This is a genomic window from aff. Roholtiella sp. LEGE 12411, from assembly GCF_015206995.1.
Lineage (GTDB): Bacteria > Cyanobacteriota > Cyanobacteriia > Cyanobacteriales > Nostocaceae > Komarekiella.
This window is the reverse complement of record NZ_JADEXR010000004.1, coordinates 43351-58654: the sequence shown is the minus strand read 5'-3', so window position 1 is coordinate 58654 and position 15304 is coordinate 43351. Positions and strand designations below refer to the sequence as shown.

The 15304-nt window shown below is 43.3% G+C and carries 15 protein-coding genes; 11 read left to right on the top strand and 4 right to left on the bottom strand.

Translation table 11 applies throughout. The annotated features are described in order from the left end of the window. Positions 1–51: 51 nt before the first annotated feature. From IQ246_RS02055 to IQ246_RS02040, 4 genes are all read left to right on the top strand, one after another. Positions 52–282, top strand: coding sequence for a hypothetical protein (locus IQ246_RS02055; RefSeq protein ID WP_193999644.1), 231 nt, complete (start codon positions 52–54; stop codon positions 280–282). Then, positions 266–1072: a Uma2 family endonuclease gene (locus IQ246_RS02050; protein WP_193999642.1), complete on the top strand. Its 807-nt coding sequence runs from the start codon at positions 266–268 to the stop codon at positions 1070–1072. The genes IQ246_RS02055 and IQ246_RS02050 overlap by 17 nt, the downstream gene beginning before the upstream one ends. Before the next feature lie 258 nt (positions 1073–1330). Next, the gene (locus IQ246_RS02045) at positions 1331–2674 is read left to right on the top strand and encodes an ATP-binding protein (RefSeq protein ID WP_193999640.1); all 1344 of its coding nucleotides are present in this window, start codon (positions 1331–1333) and stop codon (positions 2672–2674) included. Then, positions 2674–3951, top strand: a complete 1278-nt coding sequence (locus IQ246_RS02040) for a tetratricopeptide repeat protein (RefSeq protein ID WP_193999638.1) — start codon at positions 2674–2676, stop codon at positions 3949–3951. Before IQ246_RS02045 ends, IQ246_RS02040 begins: the two co-directional genes overlap by 1 nt. A gap of 130 nt (positions 3952–4081) precedes the next feature. Here IQ246_RS02040 and IQ246_RS02035 read toward each other — a convergent pair whose 3' ends face one another. Next, positions 4082–4678, bottom strand: a complete 597-nt coding sequence (locus IQ246_RS02035; protein ID WP_193999636.1) for a GNAT family N-acetyltransferase — start codon at positions 4676–4678, stop codon at positions 4082–4084. Positions 4679–4901: 223 nt separating this feature from the next. Here IQ246_RS02035 and IQ246_RS02030 point away from each other — a divergent pair, with 223 nt between their 5' ends. Genes IQ246_RS02030 through IQ246_RS02020 form a run of 3 tightly spaced genes read left to right on the top strand, consistent with a single transcriptional unit; the run spans position 4902 to position 6924 of the window. Continuing rightward, entirely contained in the window at positions 4902–5873 is a 972-nt protein-coding gene (locus IQ246_RS02030; protein ID WP_193999634.1) for a sodium-dependent bicarbonate transport family permease, read from the top strand. A gap of 4 nt (positions 5874–5877) precedes the next feature. Beyond that, positions 5878–6174, top strand: coding sequence for a P-II family nitrogen regulator (locus tag IQ246_RS02025; protein ID WP_193999632.1), 297 nt, complete (start codon positions 5878–5880; stop codon positions 6172–6174). Positions 6175–6219: 45 nt separating this feature from the next. After that, entirely contained in the window at positions 6220–6924 is a 705-nt protein-coding gene (locus tag IQ246_RS02020) for a carbonic anhydrase (RefSeq protein WP_193999630.1), read from the top strand. On the opposite strand, the gene IQ246_RS02015 is transcribed toward IQ246_RS02020, so the two are convergent. The 3 genes from IQ246_RS02015 to IQ246_RS02005 all read right to left on the bottom strand — a co-directional run bounded on the left by IQ246_RS02015 (position 6921) and on the right by IQ246_RS02005 (position 11693). Then, positions 6921–8051 carry a CO2 hydration protein gene (locus IQ246_RS02015; RefSeq protein WP_193999628.1) on the bottom strand — a complete coding sequence of 377 codons (1131 nt, stop codon included), beginning with the start codon at positions 8049–8051 and terminating at the stop codon, positions 6921–6923. The genes IQ246_RS02020 and IQ246_RS02015 overlap by 4 nt on opposite strands. A gap of 129 nt (positions 8052–8180) precedes the next feature. After that, complete coding sequence (locus IQ246_RS02010; protein ID WP_193999626.1) at positions 8181–9683, bottom strand: NADH-quinone oxidoreductase subunit M; 1503 nt, start codon at positions 9681–9683, stop codon at positions 8181–8183. Positions 9684–9836: 153 nt separating this feature from the next. Continuing rightward, a complete protein-coding gene (locus IQ246_RS02005) occupies positions 9837–11693 on the bottom strand; it encodes an NAD(P)H-quinone oxidoreductase subunit F (RefSeq protein ID WP_193999624.1) in 1857 nt (618 codons plus the stop codon). Between the two features lie 653 nt (positions 11694–12346). Between IQ246_RS02005 and IQ246_RS02000 the strand changes: the two genes are divergently transcribed. From IQ246_RS02000 to IQ246_RS01985, 4 genes are all read left to right on the top strand, one after another. Beyond that, entirely contained in the window at positions 12347–12655 is a 309-nt protein-coding gene (locus tag IQ246_RS02000; RefSeq protein ID WP_015209255.1) for a carbon dioxide-concentrating mechanism protein CcmK, read from the top strand. A gap of 90 nt (positions 12656–12745) precedes the next feature. Beyond that, positions 12746–13090 (top strand): carbon dioxide-concentrating mechanism protein CcmK, encoded by a 345-nt coding sequence (locus IQ246_RS01995; protein WP_010995041.1) that lies wholly within the window; start codon positions 12746–12748, stop codon positions 13088–13090. A 6-nt stretch (positions 13091–13096) separates the two neighbouring features. Next, complete coding sequence (locus IQ246_RS01990; protein ID WP_193999622.1) at positions 13097–13399, top strand: EutN/CcmL family microcompartment protein; 303 nt, start codon at positions 13097–13099, stop codon at positions 13397–13399. 152 nt (positions 13400–13551) lie between these two features. Then, positions 13552–15210, top strand: coding sequence for a ribulose bisphosphate carboxylase small subunit (locus tag IQ246_RS01985; protein ID WP_193999620.1), 1659 nt, complete (start codon positions 13552–13554; stop codon positions 15208–15210). Positions 15211–15304: the final 94 nt, after the last annotated feature.

The following is a 15304-nucleotide window of genomic DNA, read 5'->3' as shown; positions in this document are numbered from 1 at the left end:
TTGTATTAAAGCCCAATTTTTGTCATTGTGGTGCAAAGGTTTGACCGAATTATGGTAAAAAAAGATCGGTCAATTATTCTCAATAAGACTTATTTATTGAGAATTTTGCCTGTAGAATTTGAAGCAATTAATGTTGTAGAAAATTACAAAGGGAAGGCGATGAATCAACTCTGGAACAAGAAAGTATCAACTCAGACATCGCCCTTATCTTCTCCCTATATTGCTAAACTAAAAAATAACCCTTATCCAGTGCAAAGGTGGCCTTATGACCTCTGCAACTAATCCACCCACCGATCTCACCCCTTTTCCTGACCATACGCAGCTACCAGACTCCAATGGCACGTTTGTGAAAAACTGGCAAGAGCATCCCCAAAGTATCTTACTGACTGACTCGATTACACCCGTTCTCAAACAATTACATCCTGATGGTCAATATTGTATTGGTCAGGACTTAGGCATTTACTGGCGCTTGACTGATCCCCCGGAAAAAGGAGCAGAAGCACCAGATTGGTTTTTTGTACCGAATGTACCACCCTTGCTGAATGGACAAACGCGGAGGTCTTATGTATATTGGCGAGAGTATATTGCCCCGTTGATTGTCTTAGAATTCGTTTCTGGAGATGGGAATGAGGAAAGAGACAAAACCCCGTGGAAGGGTAAATTTTGGATTTATGAGCAGGTGATTCGTCCTGCCTTCTACGGTATTTATGAAGTTAAAAAAGCTAGTGTAGAAGTCTACGAATTCATTGGTGGACAATATCAGTTATTAGCAGCAAATGAGCACGGACATTATCCGATCGCACCTATGGGAGTTGAGTTAGGCATTTGGCTAGGAGTTTATCAAAATGTGGAGTTACCCTGGTTGCGTTGGTGGGATTTGCAAGGTAATTTATTGTTGACTGGCGATGAAAGAGCAGAACAGGAACATCAACGAGCAGAACAAGAACGTCAACGAGCAGAACAGGAACGTCAAAGAGCAGAACAGGAACATCAACGAGCAGAACAAGAACGTCAAAGAGCCGATCGCCTGATGGAACAATTGCGATCGCTCGGCGTTGAACCACAAGCATAATCTCTATTAATGTATCTTTATAAGATTTTGCGGGTGCTGTAAAATTCATCCGTCTTATGCAGCAATTTAAAAACGCTAGGAAGAATTAGCGTCAGTAAAAGGCACAATGCTAAAGCTGGCGCTCAATATTCCAAAGTCACCGCTGTACAGTAGCACATTCCGTCCCTTCTTCTCCATAAAACCGAAAAGCCGAGGCTATGATGATCATTACCTCTTTTTAGCAATTACTTTAATTGAAAGTAAAATTACTAAATCAATATGACCAATAGCTATGATACGGTACGGGCACTGCGCGAGGCGTTGAAGTTTTCTCCTGATAATGTACCTCTCAGGCAACACCTTGCTGATACACTTCTCAGTCTTGGACAACTGGAAGATGCGGAGAAGGAGTACCGTCAAGCAATGCTGTTGGCGCGGGACGAACCACAGTTGAAACTTGGTTTAGCAAGGGCTTTTTACCAACAAGGGAAGCACAATCAATCTTTGGTGATTGTCGAAGAACTACTCAAACACTCTAACTGTCCAGCACTAGCTTATTTACTCCATGCTCGTTTGTTGCTAAATTCAGGAGCAGTACAGCAAGCAGTGAGTCAGTATCGCAGTGCGATCGCTCTTGATCCATCTATTGCCGATCCCAATTTTGCGGAACTCTTGGGTATTGGAGAGGATAGCCACACCCAAGATGTAGTAGAAGGTAAAGTCCGCGCTGCTAATTTTGATCACCTCGCCCTTGATGATGAAAAGCTGGAACGCCCACAGATTTCTTTCCAAGATGTGGGAGGGATGGAAACAGTTAAAGATGAAATTCGCCTCAAGATTATTTATCCGCTGACGCAACAGGAACTTTACAAAGCTTATGGGAAAGCGATCGGCGGCGGAATTTTGATGTATGGCCCTCCCGGTTGTGGCAAAACTTATCTAGCCCGTGCAACTGCTGGCGAGATTAACTCAAACTTTATCTCTGTTGGCATTAATGATGTCCTAGATATGTGGTTGGGTAACAGTGAGCGGAATTTGCACGCCATATTTGAAGAAGCGCGAGAAAATCAGCCTTGTGTAGTTTTTTTCGATGAAGTCGATGCTTTGGCTGCCAACCGTACCGATTTGCGTCAAAGTTCCAGTCGCATGGTGATTAACCAGTTTCTCTCAGAACTAGATGGAGTCAAGAGTTCTAATGAAGGGGTGTTAATTTTGGCGGCGACTAATGCTCCTTGGCATTTGGATGCCGCGTTTCGGCGTCCTGGACGCTTTGATCGCATTCTCTTTATCCCACCACCAGACGCTTCTGCTAGGGCAGCTATTTTACAGTTGCTGTGTCGTGGTAAGCCTGTAGATAAAATTGATTACGAGCAAGTTAGCAAAAAGACAGAGCATTTTTCCGGGGCTGACTTAAAAGCTGTGATCGATTTAGCAGTGGAAAAAAAACTGCAAGAAGCGATGAAAACTGGTTTTCCCAAGCCGCTAGTGACAAAGGATTTGGTTTTAGCAGCAGCAAACGTCAAATCTTCTACCAAAGAGTGGTTTGCCACAGCTCGCAACTACGCGCTATATGCGAATGAGGGCGGTTTATACGATGATATTTTGAAATATTTAAAAATGTAATGGGTGTTGTACACTTTGAGCGGGCAAAGCTGTTATTAGAGCAATCCCGCTATCAAATGGCGGAGGAGGAACTGCGACAAGCTGTAGCTGAGTCTCCAAATGATGCGGGAATTCATGCGGTTTTGGGGTTGTGTTTGAGTTGTCAGCAGCGATATCAGGAAGCGACACTGGAGGCAGAAGTTGCGATCGCCATCGCTCCTGATTCGCCATTTCCTCACTATATACTGGGATATATTCTCTGCGAACGTCAGCAACTTGCAGCGGCACAAAAAGCGATTCGAGAAGCAATTCAGATCAACCCTTATCAAGCCTCTCACTTTGCCCTCCTGGCACGATGCCTTTATCAGCAAAAGCAGTGGCAAGCAAGTTTAGAAGCAGCAACTAAAGGGTTATCACTAGACCCGGAAGATGTAGAGTGTTTGAATTACCGGGCCCTATCACTATCGCAATTGGGACGGGGAAAAGAAGCGATCGCCGCAGTCAAAGGAGCGATCGCTACTTCTCCCCAGGATGCTGCTTCTTACGCCAGCAGCGGTTGGATTTTGTTGTCCCACGGTGGTAGTCAACAGAAAGCTTTGGAATATTTTCGTCAAGCGTTGCACCTCAACCCTAATTTAGAATGGGCACGTCAAGGAGCTGTCGAGGCACTAAAAGCAAAAAACCCCATTTATCGATTAATGCTGCGTTATTTCTTGTGGGGTAGTCGGCTAAATCATCGCACGCGTTGGGTGTTCACTATTGGCTTATTTTTCTCCATGCGGATGTTGGTTGCCAGTTTTGCAAATGCTGGGTTGACACCCTTGGTGGCGGTGGTGGCGATCGCTTATTTGCTATTCGTTATCTTCAGTTGGATTGCTGATCCGTTGTTTACCCTGATGTTGCGGTTTGATCAATTCGGACGCTTGGCACTTTCACCAGAGGAAATCCAGCAATCTAATTGGTGGGGTGCTTGTTTTTTGAGTGCGATCGCATCCTGTATTTTATGGTTTTGTACCAAGAATCTTAGTGCTTTAATCAGTGCGATCGTTTTTGGCTTGTTGATGATTCCAGTCGCGGCGACGTTTAACTGTGAGCAAGGTTGGACGAGAAGGGCAATGGCAATTTACACAATCAGTTTGGCAGTTTTAGGTATCAGCACGGTAATTCTGTCAATTGCCAGCCTCGCTTTTTACCAGATTGAATGGTTGTGGTTTCTGCCGATGATATTATTCTTTCCTGGCGCACTTGTTTCTACTTGGGTTGCAACTCTACTCACAGGAATTATGCCGAAACGTTAGAATATTAGGACTTAGGCATCACCGTGCCAAAACCGTAAAATTCTACGCTAAGGCTATAATTTTTATACAGCAAAATTTTCGGCTAAGTATATCTGAGGTGATATTTCATCAGATACAGTTCGCAATCGCATCACCGAGCCAAAAAAGGTTTTTTATCTACTGAACCAGAGAGTGGAGTAAGAGGCGACACCATCTCATATCGATACTCATCGCTGACAGATCCTTTGAAAAAGTCGGCATTTGTTCGTGTAGAAGTCAGCTTCATACCAAGCGCCTCAACAAGGCTAATGGAGGCAATGTTACGTGTATCTATATCTGCTGTGACAACACTTACTTTATATTCCTTAAAAAGGTATTCAAGTACACGCGAACATCCCTCTTTTGCATAGCCCTGGCGCCAAAACAGTGGGAAAATTGTGTAAGCAATTGCTGCGGTACGGTTAGTATGTACTGTTGCTTCTAATATCCCAACATATTCCCTAAACTCTCGAAAACGGATTACCCAGTTTAACCAAGCCTCTTGTTTGTCTGGCGAAAGTCTTGAGGATAAAGTAAGGTATCGAGTTTCTACAGTCTGTAGCGACATGGGCGGCGACTGTGGAATGAACTGGTAAAGCCTATGATCCAGCAGTTGCTTGTAAATAGCCGAGGCATGATCTGGTACAAGCGGCTCAAGTAATAACCGTGACGTCTCGATAATTTGTTCGGGTGCGATTAATTTAACCATTCTTGACCCTTGACTTCACCAAGCGAAGCAGCCTGAGTTAAAAAGTTATGAAGGCTATGCTTATTCTGATAAACTATGCATCATAGTCATCCAAAAAGCATAGTTACTTATGCTTATTTGAGTGCCGACATAAGATTGGCATACTTGTTTATAGTTAGCACATAGTGACTATTAATGATCAAAATTTTTGCTTCTGTTTACGCAAATATAAGGAGAGGTGGGGATGAATGCAAGCCTAATCATGTCTAACATCCTAAGCCCACCAATTCTTTTTTTCTTTCTCGGAATGTCGGCTGTTATATTCAAGTCGGATTTGGAAATTCCTCAACCTTTACCCAAACTCTTCTCTCTTTATCTTCTACTTGCTATTGGGTTCAAGGGAGGTGCTGAACTTGTTAGGAGTGGAATTAGTCAAGAAGTCGTACTGACGCTATTTGCAGCCATCATGATGGCTACCATTGTTCCAATATACACATTTTTCATTCTAAGAATCAGACTTGATTTATACAATTCAGCTGCGATCGCCGCCACTTATGGTTCTATCAGTGCAGTCACATTTATTACTGCTGGGTCTTTTCTCAGTGAACTTGGCATTGAGTTTAGTGGCTACATGGTAGCGGCTTTAGCCTTAATGGAATCTCCAGCCATCATTGTGGGACTCCTGCTGGTAAGAATATATGACATAGACAAGGAAGATGGTGACTTTTCTTGGTCGGAAGTTCTCAAAGAAGCTTTCCTTAACAGTTCTGTTTATCTCTTGGTTGGAAGCCTATTAATCGGTGTGCTGTCAGGGGAAAAAGGCTGGAAGTTGGAAGCGCCTTTTACCCAAGAAATATTTTATGGAGTTTTAACCTTCTTTTTACTAGATATGGGACTGGTAGCTGCCGGAAAAATCAAAGATCTTGGTAAAGCCGGTTGGTTTTTGATCTCTTTTTCTATCTTGATCCCGATTTTAAATGCAACAATCGGGATACTTCTAGCAAGACTAATCGGGATGCCGCAGGGAAATGCGCTTTTATTTTCAGTTTTGTGTGCTAGTGCCTCTTACATAGCTGTTCCCGCTGCTATGAGGTTAACACTTCCTGAAGCTAATCCTAGTTTGTACGTAACTAGCGCCTTAGCAATTACCTTTCCCTTTAATATTATTATCGGTATTCCTTTATACTTTTACGGCATCAATGCACTGTGGAGATGATATTATGCACTCAGTAAAAAGAATAGAAGTTATCGCCAATGCCGTTGAATTGGGAAAGATATTAGACGGCTTAGATAAAGCAGGTGTGCATGGGCATACTGTAATTCGGAATGTGGCAGGTAGAAGTCCCCATGGAGAAACTACAGAGCTTGACAATGTATATGTAATCGCTTTCTGCCTACCAGATCAAGCCAAACCTGTTTTGGAAATCCTCAGACCTATTCTTAATAAGTTTGGGGGTACATGTTATCTCTCTGATGCGATAGAGATTAGATCTGTGCGGTGTGTTGCGTCTCTTTGATGATGTATCACTGTGATCATTGATTGAGCTTGCAGGAAAGTATTTATGAGTCGAATTAATGAATTTATTGGTCGCCGCAAACTCTTAAAGTTAGCAGGCTTTAGTGGAGTGGCGATCGCAGCTAATGCTATAACTAAGCCAACCATCGCTGCGGTTGCACAACAAAACACTGAGCCTGTTAGTCCTGATGCAGCCCTGAAAAGATTGCTGGATGGGAATCGGCGGTTTGTGCAGCAAAAGCGTAAGTATCCACACCAAACACAAACACGTTTGCGAGAAGTTGCCCAAGCGCAGCATCCGTTTGCAACTATACTTAGTTGTGCTGATTCGCGGGTATCTGCGGAAATCCTCTTTGACCAAGGGATTGGGGATTTGTTCGATATTCGCATCGCTGGGAATATCGTGATCCCGGAAGTGCTTGGTAGCATTGAATATGCGGCAGTATTATTAGGCACTCCCCTAATTATGGTGCTAGGTCATGAAAGATGTGGTGCAGTCACAGCATCTGTAAAAGGCGAATCACTGCCTGGTCAAATTGGCACTTTTGTAAATGCCATCAAACCAGCAATAGCTAAGGTAAAAGACAAACCGGGTGATCCGGTTGAGAATGCAGTCGTAGCGAATGTTAAATATCAAGTTGAAAGATTGCAGGAAAATTCAGCGCTTTTAGTTAAACTGATGCAGACAGGCAAACTGAAAATTGTAGGAGGACGTTACGATCTTGATACTGGGAAACTAACTATCGTTTAATCGTTAACTTCCTTCAAGCGCGAAGTTACTAACCGATTCATCCACTTTTCTAAATAGACTCGGTTAGCATTTTGCTCAGATGGATCTTTCGTATCCATAGAATAAGGCATCAGTCCTAAAATCGTCGCCGTTGTCACACAAAACATCGATTTTTGGAAACTCATGCAAATTTTTACCCGCAAATCATCTTCACCTCGAAGACCGCGACGATAAATGTCATGCAAATATTCTGGAAGATAATGACGCATATCTTGCATCAACAAAGTGGGAGGAATACCTGCACCACCAATAGGTAAAGGATCAGCATACAATGCACCATACTGAAATCTACTTTGATCTGGAGAGATTTGATATGCTTGGGCATTGTATGAAACTGTGCCATGGAAAGGAGTTCCTCGGAAGAAAACTGCTTCTACATAAGGTATTGCTGTATCTGCTAAAAAGGTTAAACCAACACTTTTGGGAATGATTTCATAGGCTTTATCTCGAATTTTAACGGTGTAAGTAATTGGATTTGATGCACTAGTCACCAACCCTGTTTTAATGTGTTCTACAACTTCGGAAATCGATTTAATTTTGCCTTGGTCGTAGTGGTCTGATAGGGTAAGGAAAATATCAGCCATAACTCGCCAGAATTGACCTAATCCAGTGTAGTAAGTAGAGACGCGTAACTGTTCAGTTAAAAAATCTGGAAAAAGTTGGTTAACGCTCAGAATTAAGGGATTATTTGGAAATTTAGCATCAATAACTGCTTGCGCTCTTTCTTGGAATTCTTGTGTATCCAAATATGTATCCAGTCCACCGCCACCATGCCACATCATTGATTTCATGCAATACTCGGCATACTCAAAATTAATGCGGTTATGCCACCAGTGGCGGAATAGTTTTTGAAAAGAAAATTCTCCATTAAAGTATTTAAAGAATGGAAAAAATATTAAAAATTGGTGTTCAGCAATGTAAATAAGATTTTTGGAGTACGCATCTAAAACTATGCCATAACTTTTAAGAATACCAACTACTTCCAATACATTTTCTGGACTATCGGGAACTAATGCCCCTCCTTTTTGTAGGCGTTCAATATACTCTGCTAAGGGATTATTAGTAGGCTTCTTTTTAACATTTACCATTGCCAGTTCTCCAAAAAGTATCGGAATTGGGGATTAGGTGTAGATCAGAGTTTTTTCTCAGTATCTATTGTCCCTTCTTGTCACAGAGGGCTTTGAGTTCCCCAGTACCCAGTCCTCAATACCCATCTTTTAACTTTTGCTCTTTACCTTATCTAAGGACACAGTTGCGATTACGTTTTGTGTGTTTACCATTGCTGTGATTGTTGGTTCAGTCCAGCGCGATAACCAAGTGGGTTGGATGCCAAAAATTACAATCACCACAGCTAAAACTAGAGATGGGGCGCGATCGCTCCAATACACGCGTGGTAAGTTTGTAACCTGTGCAGATAAGCGTCCAAAAAATGCGCGGTTGACAAGGAGTAAAAAGTAAACCGCAGTTAAGCCAGTACCAATCATTGACAGCAGAGTTTGCACTGGAAAAACCGGGAAACTACCCCGAAAAATGATAAATTCGGAAATAAACCCGACCATTCCTGGTATACCAGCACTGGCCATAACTCCCACAATCATTAAGCTACCAATTACAGGTAAACCCCGTTCTGGGTTCAGCAGTCCCCGGACAACATCTAAATCCCGGCTACCGGCTTTTTTATACACAACCCCCACCAGCAAAAACAGCATTGCGGAAATCAAGCCGTGGCTAATCATTTGCATGACAGTACCCAAAACACTTAAAGGGGTAGCTGCTGCTGCGGCTAAAAGCACGTAGCCCATGTGTCCAATGGAACTATATGCCACCATCTTTTTCATATCGGTTTGAGCGATCGCACAGGATGCACCGTATAGCACACTTACCACCGCCCAAGTCGCCAACCAAGGAGCCAGATAAGCCCAAGCTTCTGGCAATAAATTCATGCCAAATCGCAGTAAGCCGTAGGTTCCCAACTTCAATAATATCCCAGCCAACAGTACAGAAATCGGTGTGGAAGCTTCGACGTGAGCATCTGGCAACCAAGTATGAAAGGGAACTAAAGGAATCTTAATCCCAAAGCCTACTAAAATCCCCCCTAACAGCAAAAGCTGTGTGGCTAAAGGTAGAGTCTTAGTATTCAAGCTTGCTAGTGCAAAGTTAGAACCACCACTCAGCCAAACTATACCTAGGAAACTTGCTAAAATCAGGATTCCCGAAATGGCAGTGTAAATCAGAAATTTCGTAGCGGCATAACCCCGCTTTGCGCCACCCCAAATGGCTATCAACAGATACAGCGGTATCAGTTCCAGTTCGTAAAACAGGAAGAATAGCAGTAAATCCTGTGCTAGAAAAGCTCCAGTTACCCCAACACTTAACAGTAATATCAAAGAGTAATAAAACCTAGGACGCCCAATAGATTCATCACTACTGTAGATGGCAATACAAGTCAATAGTCCATTCAAAACCAGCAATGGCAAAGATAAGCCATCTACTCCCAGATTATAATTCAAGCCTAAGACGTCGATCCAGGGCACAGACTCGGCAAACTGTTGAGTGACCTCTCCTGGATGGAATTGAGTTGCGATTACAACTGTCCACAAGAAACTGATGCTAGCAAAGGCCAAAGACAAGCCACGGGCGAATTTACCACTGATGTCAGAGGGCCAGAAACCAACTAAAGCTGCACCTAACAATGGCAGCAAAATCAAAGCACTAAGCATAAGCAGAACTACGTAGGAAGAGAGGGGGTAGAGGAAGCAGGGGGAGCAGGGGGAGCAGGGGGAGCAAAATCCATTACTCCTGTCTGCTGAATTCTGTAGAGACACAATTAATCACGTCTCTACTTTTGACTCCTGTCTCCCGACTTTGCACTATTAAAAAGGCAATTTATCTAGTAAACCCAAAGACCAGCTGATGAAAAAACCCAAGACGCTGACGACCGCTAAGATAGTCAATATATACCCCTGGGATTGACCAGAAATGCTGTATTTTAAACTTTGTCCACTGAAAATTGTTGCAAAACCAACCAAGTTTACTAGACCATCAACCAAGTAGCGATCGCTCCAAGCTGAAATCTTAGAAAGCAGGGCTACTATACTCACTACAGTCACTCGATAAACTCGGTCAATATAAAAATCGTAACCCAATAAGTCTTGCACAAATCTCCATGCCAGTATCCTAGATCTTGACCAGGCTTTGTGCAGATAAACTGTAGCCCCTATGCCTACGCCTAGGACGGTAGAAGAAAACAATACTGATACCACATACCAATTAATACTTTCCCAATCGGGTAACAAGTACCATTGCTGTAGCATTAGGGGCAATAGTAGAGTCAACACTGTTAGAGATACCATTGGTAATGCCATCTGCCAACCAACTTCTGGGGTGCGACGGGTTTTCTGTTGCGGTTTACCCCAGAAGACTAATCTAAATACTCTGGTCAAGTTTAATGCTGTCAAGCCATTGACCAGTATTAAAACCCCGATCACCCAAGGGCTGATATTTACAAAACCGTCAGCCCACGCTAGCATTGCCCAGAAGCTTCCCAGTGGTAGCAGTGTTACCATCCCCGCTGAACCTACAACAAAAGCAGTTGTGGTGGCTGGCATCCGCGACCACAAACCGCCCATTTCTGTTAAGTCTTGGCTGTGGGTAGTGAATATTACTGACCCTGAACTCATAAATAATAGTGCTTTGGCGATCGCGTGGGTTAATAACAACATTAGAGCAACACCCCCCTGCTGCAATCCCACTGCCAGAAATATTAAGCCCATATATGCACTGGTGGAATGAGATAGCGATCGCTTAATGTCAATTTGAGCTATGGATACTAATGTTGCACCAATTGCTGTCACTGTACCCATGACTACCAAGGCATTCAAGGCAACTGGCGAGAGAACTAAGATTGGTTGAAGCTTATACAGTAAATAAGCACCACCAGCTACTACCAGTGAGTTTCGCAGTACTGATGCAGGGTTGGGGCCTTCCATCGCCTCGTCTAGCCACAAGTGTAGGGGGAATTGGGCACATTTACCGGCAGGCCCCGCGATCAACGCTAATCCCAATAATGTTGATGTCACTGGGCTTAAGTTAGCTGTTTGCGCCCACTCATATAAGTCAGAGAAGTTCAAACTACCTGCCATGCTGGAAAGAGTCACTACACCCATTAGCAACAACAAGTCTCCTACCCGCTTGGTTAAAAACGCATCCCGCGCTGCCGTTACCACTAGCGGTTGAGCATACCAGAATCCCACAAGTAGGTAAGTCGAAAGCGTCAAAACTTCCAAAAAGGTATAGCTGAGAAACAAGGAGTCACTAATCGCTAAACCACTTAAGGCCGCTTCAAAAAGCCCGAACAGCGCAAAAAAACGCGCCAATGACCAGTCTTTTTCCATGTAACCCAAGGCATAGACTTGTGCTAACAGACTTAGCCCCGTGATTAAAACAGTTGCTCCAATACTGACTGGCGATAGTTCTAAGGAAAAGGATAAGTCTAAGTCTGCCGCTTTAAACCAGCTAATAAGCAACTTTTCTGGCTCTCTGTCCCAGATATTTCTAAATACCAACGAGCTATGAGCAAAAGCCAAAAGAGTCGTCAACAAGTTGAAATAGACCGCAGGTCTTGGCCCTGTCCGCTGAATTATTCCCATTCCCCACGGCAAGGTCAAAAATGCGCCTATCAAGCTATAAAAAGGCACCCACCAACTTGTTAAAAATAGAAACTGATTCATTTAAATTTCCTTTGACGACTCACCTTTGATTTTTTTTAACATCTTTAAAATAATCTTTTACTAAAAAAGTAAATTACTGGAAATCTATGTTTTATTAACTATTTTTAACCTAAACTTGAATAAGTATTTTTACTTCAACTTACCCTATTAAGGTTTAATTAAATATAACTTTACATAATTAAAAGCATTCACTTTTCTTACATCATTGCTGTTTGTAAATTTATATTTTTACTTTGAGCAAAGAACTTTATACGATATATTTGAAAAAATTATGTGTTTTTCACGAAGTCCTTGTTCAAAATGGAAAATAGGGGAAAGACAGAGATAGCATGATATACAGTCCTTAGTCGCCCCTCTACAGACAAGATTAGTCTTGGTTATGAATGTCGTTTTGTAAATGTAATAAAGAAATTATAAAGCATAAGCGACTGCTCTAGGAATTGTTGAACTTCGATTAACCAGAACCCCGATATAAATTTTTGTTAAGTTTTTTTAAACTTTTTTATTATAAACTATTATACTGATTTATATTGCCAGGAACGCCAAGCTTTCCTATGCTTAATTTGGAAGTATTTTTGTAGCTCAAGATGAACTTCCTCGTCACAATTTTCAAACCACAGTACTGATTGGATTAATTTTGTAGGAGTTCTGCGATGCCAATTGCAGTTGGAATGATTGAAACTAAGGGCTTTCCGGCAGTAGTGGAAGCTGCTGATGCGATGGTGAAAGCCGCACGTGTAACTTTGGTAGGGTACGAAAAAATTGGTAGCGCTCGCGTCACCGTGATTGTTCGGGGAGATGTGTCTGAAGTTCAGGCCTCAGTTGCGGCTGGGGTTGAAGCGGCAAGAAGAGTAAATGGTGGTGAAGTGTTATCTACTCACATCATTGCCCGTCCCCACGAGAACCTGGAATACGTTTTGCCGATTCGTTACACAGAAGCTGTGGAACAATTCCGTACTTAAGAACTGGTTAAACAAAGTAATTAACACTCTCTGCCTTGTTGAGGGTTACTTTTTTCCAGAGCTAAAAACTTTAATAAGGGATTAAAACTAATGTCAATCGCAGTGGGAATGGTTGAAACGCTAGGCTTTCCAGCGGTAGTGGAAGCTGCTGATGCGATGGTGAAAGCTGCCCGCGTTACCTTGGTAGGCTACGAAAAAATCGGCAGTGGTCGGGTTACAGTGATCGTCAGAGGAGACGTTTCAGAAGTACAAGCTTCAGTAGCTGCTGGAGTTGAATCAGTGAAGCGAGTCAACGGCGGACAAGTGCTGTCTACCCACATCATTGCCCGTCCTCACGAGAACTTAGAATATGTCCTACCAATTCGTTATACCGAAGATGTAGAGCAGTTCCGTGAAAACGTCAACGCAATTCGTCCTTTCGGCAGAAGACCGTAATCTGTAATGCAAGTTGCTAAAGTTCGTGGCACAGTAGTTAGCACACAGAAGGATCCAAGTCTCAGAGGTGTCAAACTACTGTTGTTGCAATTAGTAGATGAAGATGGAAACATCCTGCCCAAATACGAGGTAGCAGCAGATAGTGTTGGTGCAGGAGTAGATGAGTGGGTACTTGTCAGTTGTGGCAGTGCCGCTCGTCAAGTTCTTGGTAATGAACAGCGTCCATTGGATGCAGTGGTGGTGGCGATAATAGATACCATTCACGTTGAAGATCGGCTTATTTACAGCAAAAAAGACCAGTATAGATAAGTCATTTAGTCAATGGTCAAAAGTCAAAAGCACCGAAGTTCTGAGCGCCGCAAGACGGCGCTCAGACTTCTCTCAAGAGTCAAAAATCTATAGACTGTTGACTGTGGACTATTGACTAATGACGGAAAGCTTAATTCAGGAGGAATCTCGCGATGGCAGTCCGCAGCACGGCGGCACCCCCAACCCCATGGTCAAGGAATTTAGCTGAAGCCCAAATCCATGAAACTGCCTTTGTACATTCATTCTCCAATCTGATTGGGGATGTAAAGATAGGTGCCAATGTAATCGTTGCTCCAGGGACTACGATTAGAGCGGATGAAGGCACACCTTTTTATCTTGGTGAAAACACTAATGTTCAAGATGGTGTAGTGATTCATGGGTTGGAGCAAGGTCGAGTAATTGGCGACGACCAAAAACAATACTCGGTATGGATTGGCAAAAATACTTGTATTACCCACATGGCTCTAATTCACGGGCCAGCTTATGTTGGGGATAATTCCTTCATTGGCTTTCGCTCTACGGTGTTTAATGCCAGAGTAGGTGCAGGTTGCATCGTAATGATGCACACTTTGATTCAAGACGTAGAAATTCCCCCAGGGAAGTATGTACCTTCGGGAGCGATAATTACTAATCAGCAGCAAGCTGACCGCTTGCCAGATGTGCAAGCTCAAGATCAGGAATTCGCTCATCATGTAGTTGGGATTAATCAGGCACTGCGAGCTGGTTATCTCTGTGCTGCGGATAGCAAGTGTATAGCACCCATTCGGGATGAAATGGCTAAATCTTATACAAGTAATGGTATTACTGTTTTAGAGTTGGAAAGGAGTAGTAAAGTGTCGAGCAATAGCTTGGGTGCAGAAACCATAGAGCAGGTGCGCTATCTATTAGAGCAAGGGTATAAAATTGGCTCGGAACATGTGGATCAAAGACGGTTCCGCACGGGTTGTTGGACGAGTTGCAGACCGATTGAAACCAGATCAATCGGTGAAGCGATCGCCGCATTGGAAACCTGTCTGAGAGACCACAGCGGCGAGTATGTCCGGCTATTTGGCATTGACCCTAAAGGTAAACGGCGTGTGTTAGAAACCATCATCCAACGTCCAGATGGTATAGTCCAAGCGTCTACCAGCTTTAAAGCTCCTGCAAGTCATGGCAATGGCAGCTACCAAAGTAATGGTAACGGTAAGGGGAACGGTTCTGGCAGTGGCCAACTCAGTGGCGACACTGTAGAGCAAATCCGCCAACTCTTGGCTGGTGGTTACAAAATTGGCACTGAGCACGTAGATGAGCGCCGATTCCGGACTGGTTCATGGCAAAGTTGTGAGCCAATCAACTCTAATTCTACAAATGAAGTGATTGCTGCCTTAGAAGACTGTATAACCAATCACCAAGGCGAATATGTGCGTTTGATTGGCATTGACACCAAAGCCAAACGGCGGGTGTTAGAAAGTATTATTCAACGACCTAATGGTCAAGCTAGCCCTTCTGGTAGCCAAAGTCAAAAATCATTCGCTAGTGCGTCATCTGCAACAGCAACGGCTACGAATACCCGCTTAAGTTCTGAAGTAGTGGAACAATTACGGCAGCTATTGGCTGGGGGGTATAAAATCAGTGTTGAACACGTAGATCAACGACGGTTCCGTACAGGTTCCTGGACTAGTAGTGGTCAAATTCAAGCATCCTCTGAAAGAGAAGCGATCGCAGCACTAGAAGGACACCTTGCCGAATACCAAGGAGAATATGTGCGCTTAATTGGTATTGAGCCTAAAGCCAAGCGCCGGGTATTGGAAACCATTATCCAACGTCCATAGCAGTTCTGAGTTAAAAGTGCTGAGTACTGAGTGTGTATTTTCGACTCAGGACATTAGTACTAGCATCAAAAGCTAACTTTCCTTGTGATATAGA

Coding starts and splice junctions, on each gene's coding strand:
- IQ246_RS01995 (WP_010995041.1), top strand. CDS start 12,746: ATGTCAATCGCAGTGGGAATGGTTGAAACGCTAGGCTTTCCAGCGGTA.
- IQ246_RS02005 (WP_193999624.1), bottom strand. CDS start 11,693: ATGAATCAGTTTCTATTTTTAACAAGTTGGTGGGTGCCTTTTTATAGC.
- IQ246_RS02010 (WP_193999626.1), bottom strand. CDS start 9,683: ATGCTTAGTGCTTTGATTTTGCTGCCATTGTTAGGTGCAGCTTTAGTT.
- IQ246_RS02000 (WP_015209255.1), top strand. CDS start 12,347: ATGCCAATTGCAGTTGGAATGATTGAAACTAAGGGCTTTCCGGCAGTA.
- IQ246_RS02020 (WP_193999630.1), top strand. CDS start 6,220: ATGAGTCGAATTAATGAATTTATTGGTCGCCGCAAACTCTTAAAGTTA.
- IQ246_RS02055 (WP_193999644.1), top strand. CDS start 52: ATGGTAAAAAAAGATCGGTCAATTATTCTCAATAAGACTTATTTATTG.
- IQ246_RS02035 (WP_193999636.1), bottom strand. CDS start 4,678: ATGGTTAAATTAATCGCACCCGAACAAATTATCGAGACGTCACGGTTA.
- IQ246_RS02040 (WP_193999638.1), top strand. CDS start 2,674: ATGGGTGTTGTACACTTTGAGCGGGCAAAGCTGTTATTAGAGCAATCC.
- IQ246_RS02030 (WP_193999634.1), top strand. CDS start 4,902: ATGAATGCAAGCCTAATCATGTCTAACATCCTAAGCCCACCAATTCTT.
- IQ246_RS01985 (WP_193999620.1), top strand. CDS start 13,552: ATGGCAGTCCGCAGCACGGCGGCACCCCCAACCCCATGGTCAAGGAAT.
- IQ246_RS01990 (WP_193999622.1), top strand. CDS start 13,097: ATGCAAGTTGCTAAAGTTCGTGGCACAGTAGTTAGCACACAGAAGGAT.
- IQ246_RS02015 (WP_193999628.1), bottom strand. CDS start 8,051: ATGGTAAATGTTAAAAAGAAGCCTACTAATAATCCCTTAGCAGAGTAT.
- IQ246_RS02050 (WP_193999642.1), top strand. CDS start 266: ATGACCTCTGCAACTAATCCACCCACCGATCTCACCCCTTTTCCTGAC.
- IQ246_RS02045 (WP_193999640.1), top strand. CDS start 1,331: ATGACCAATAGCTATGATACGGTACGGGCACTGCGCGAGGCGTTGAAG.
- IQ246_RS02025 (WP_193999632.1), top strand. CDS start 5,878: ATGCACTCAGTAAAAAGAATAGAAGTTATCGCCAATGCCGTTGAATTG.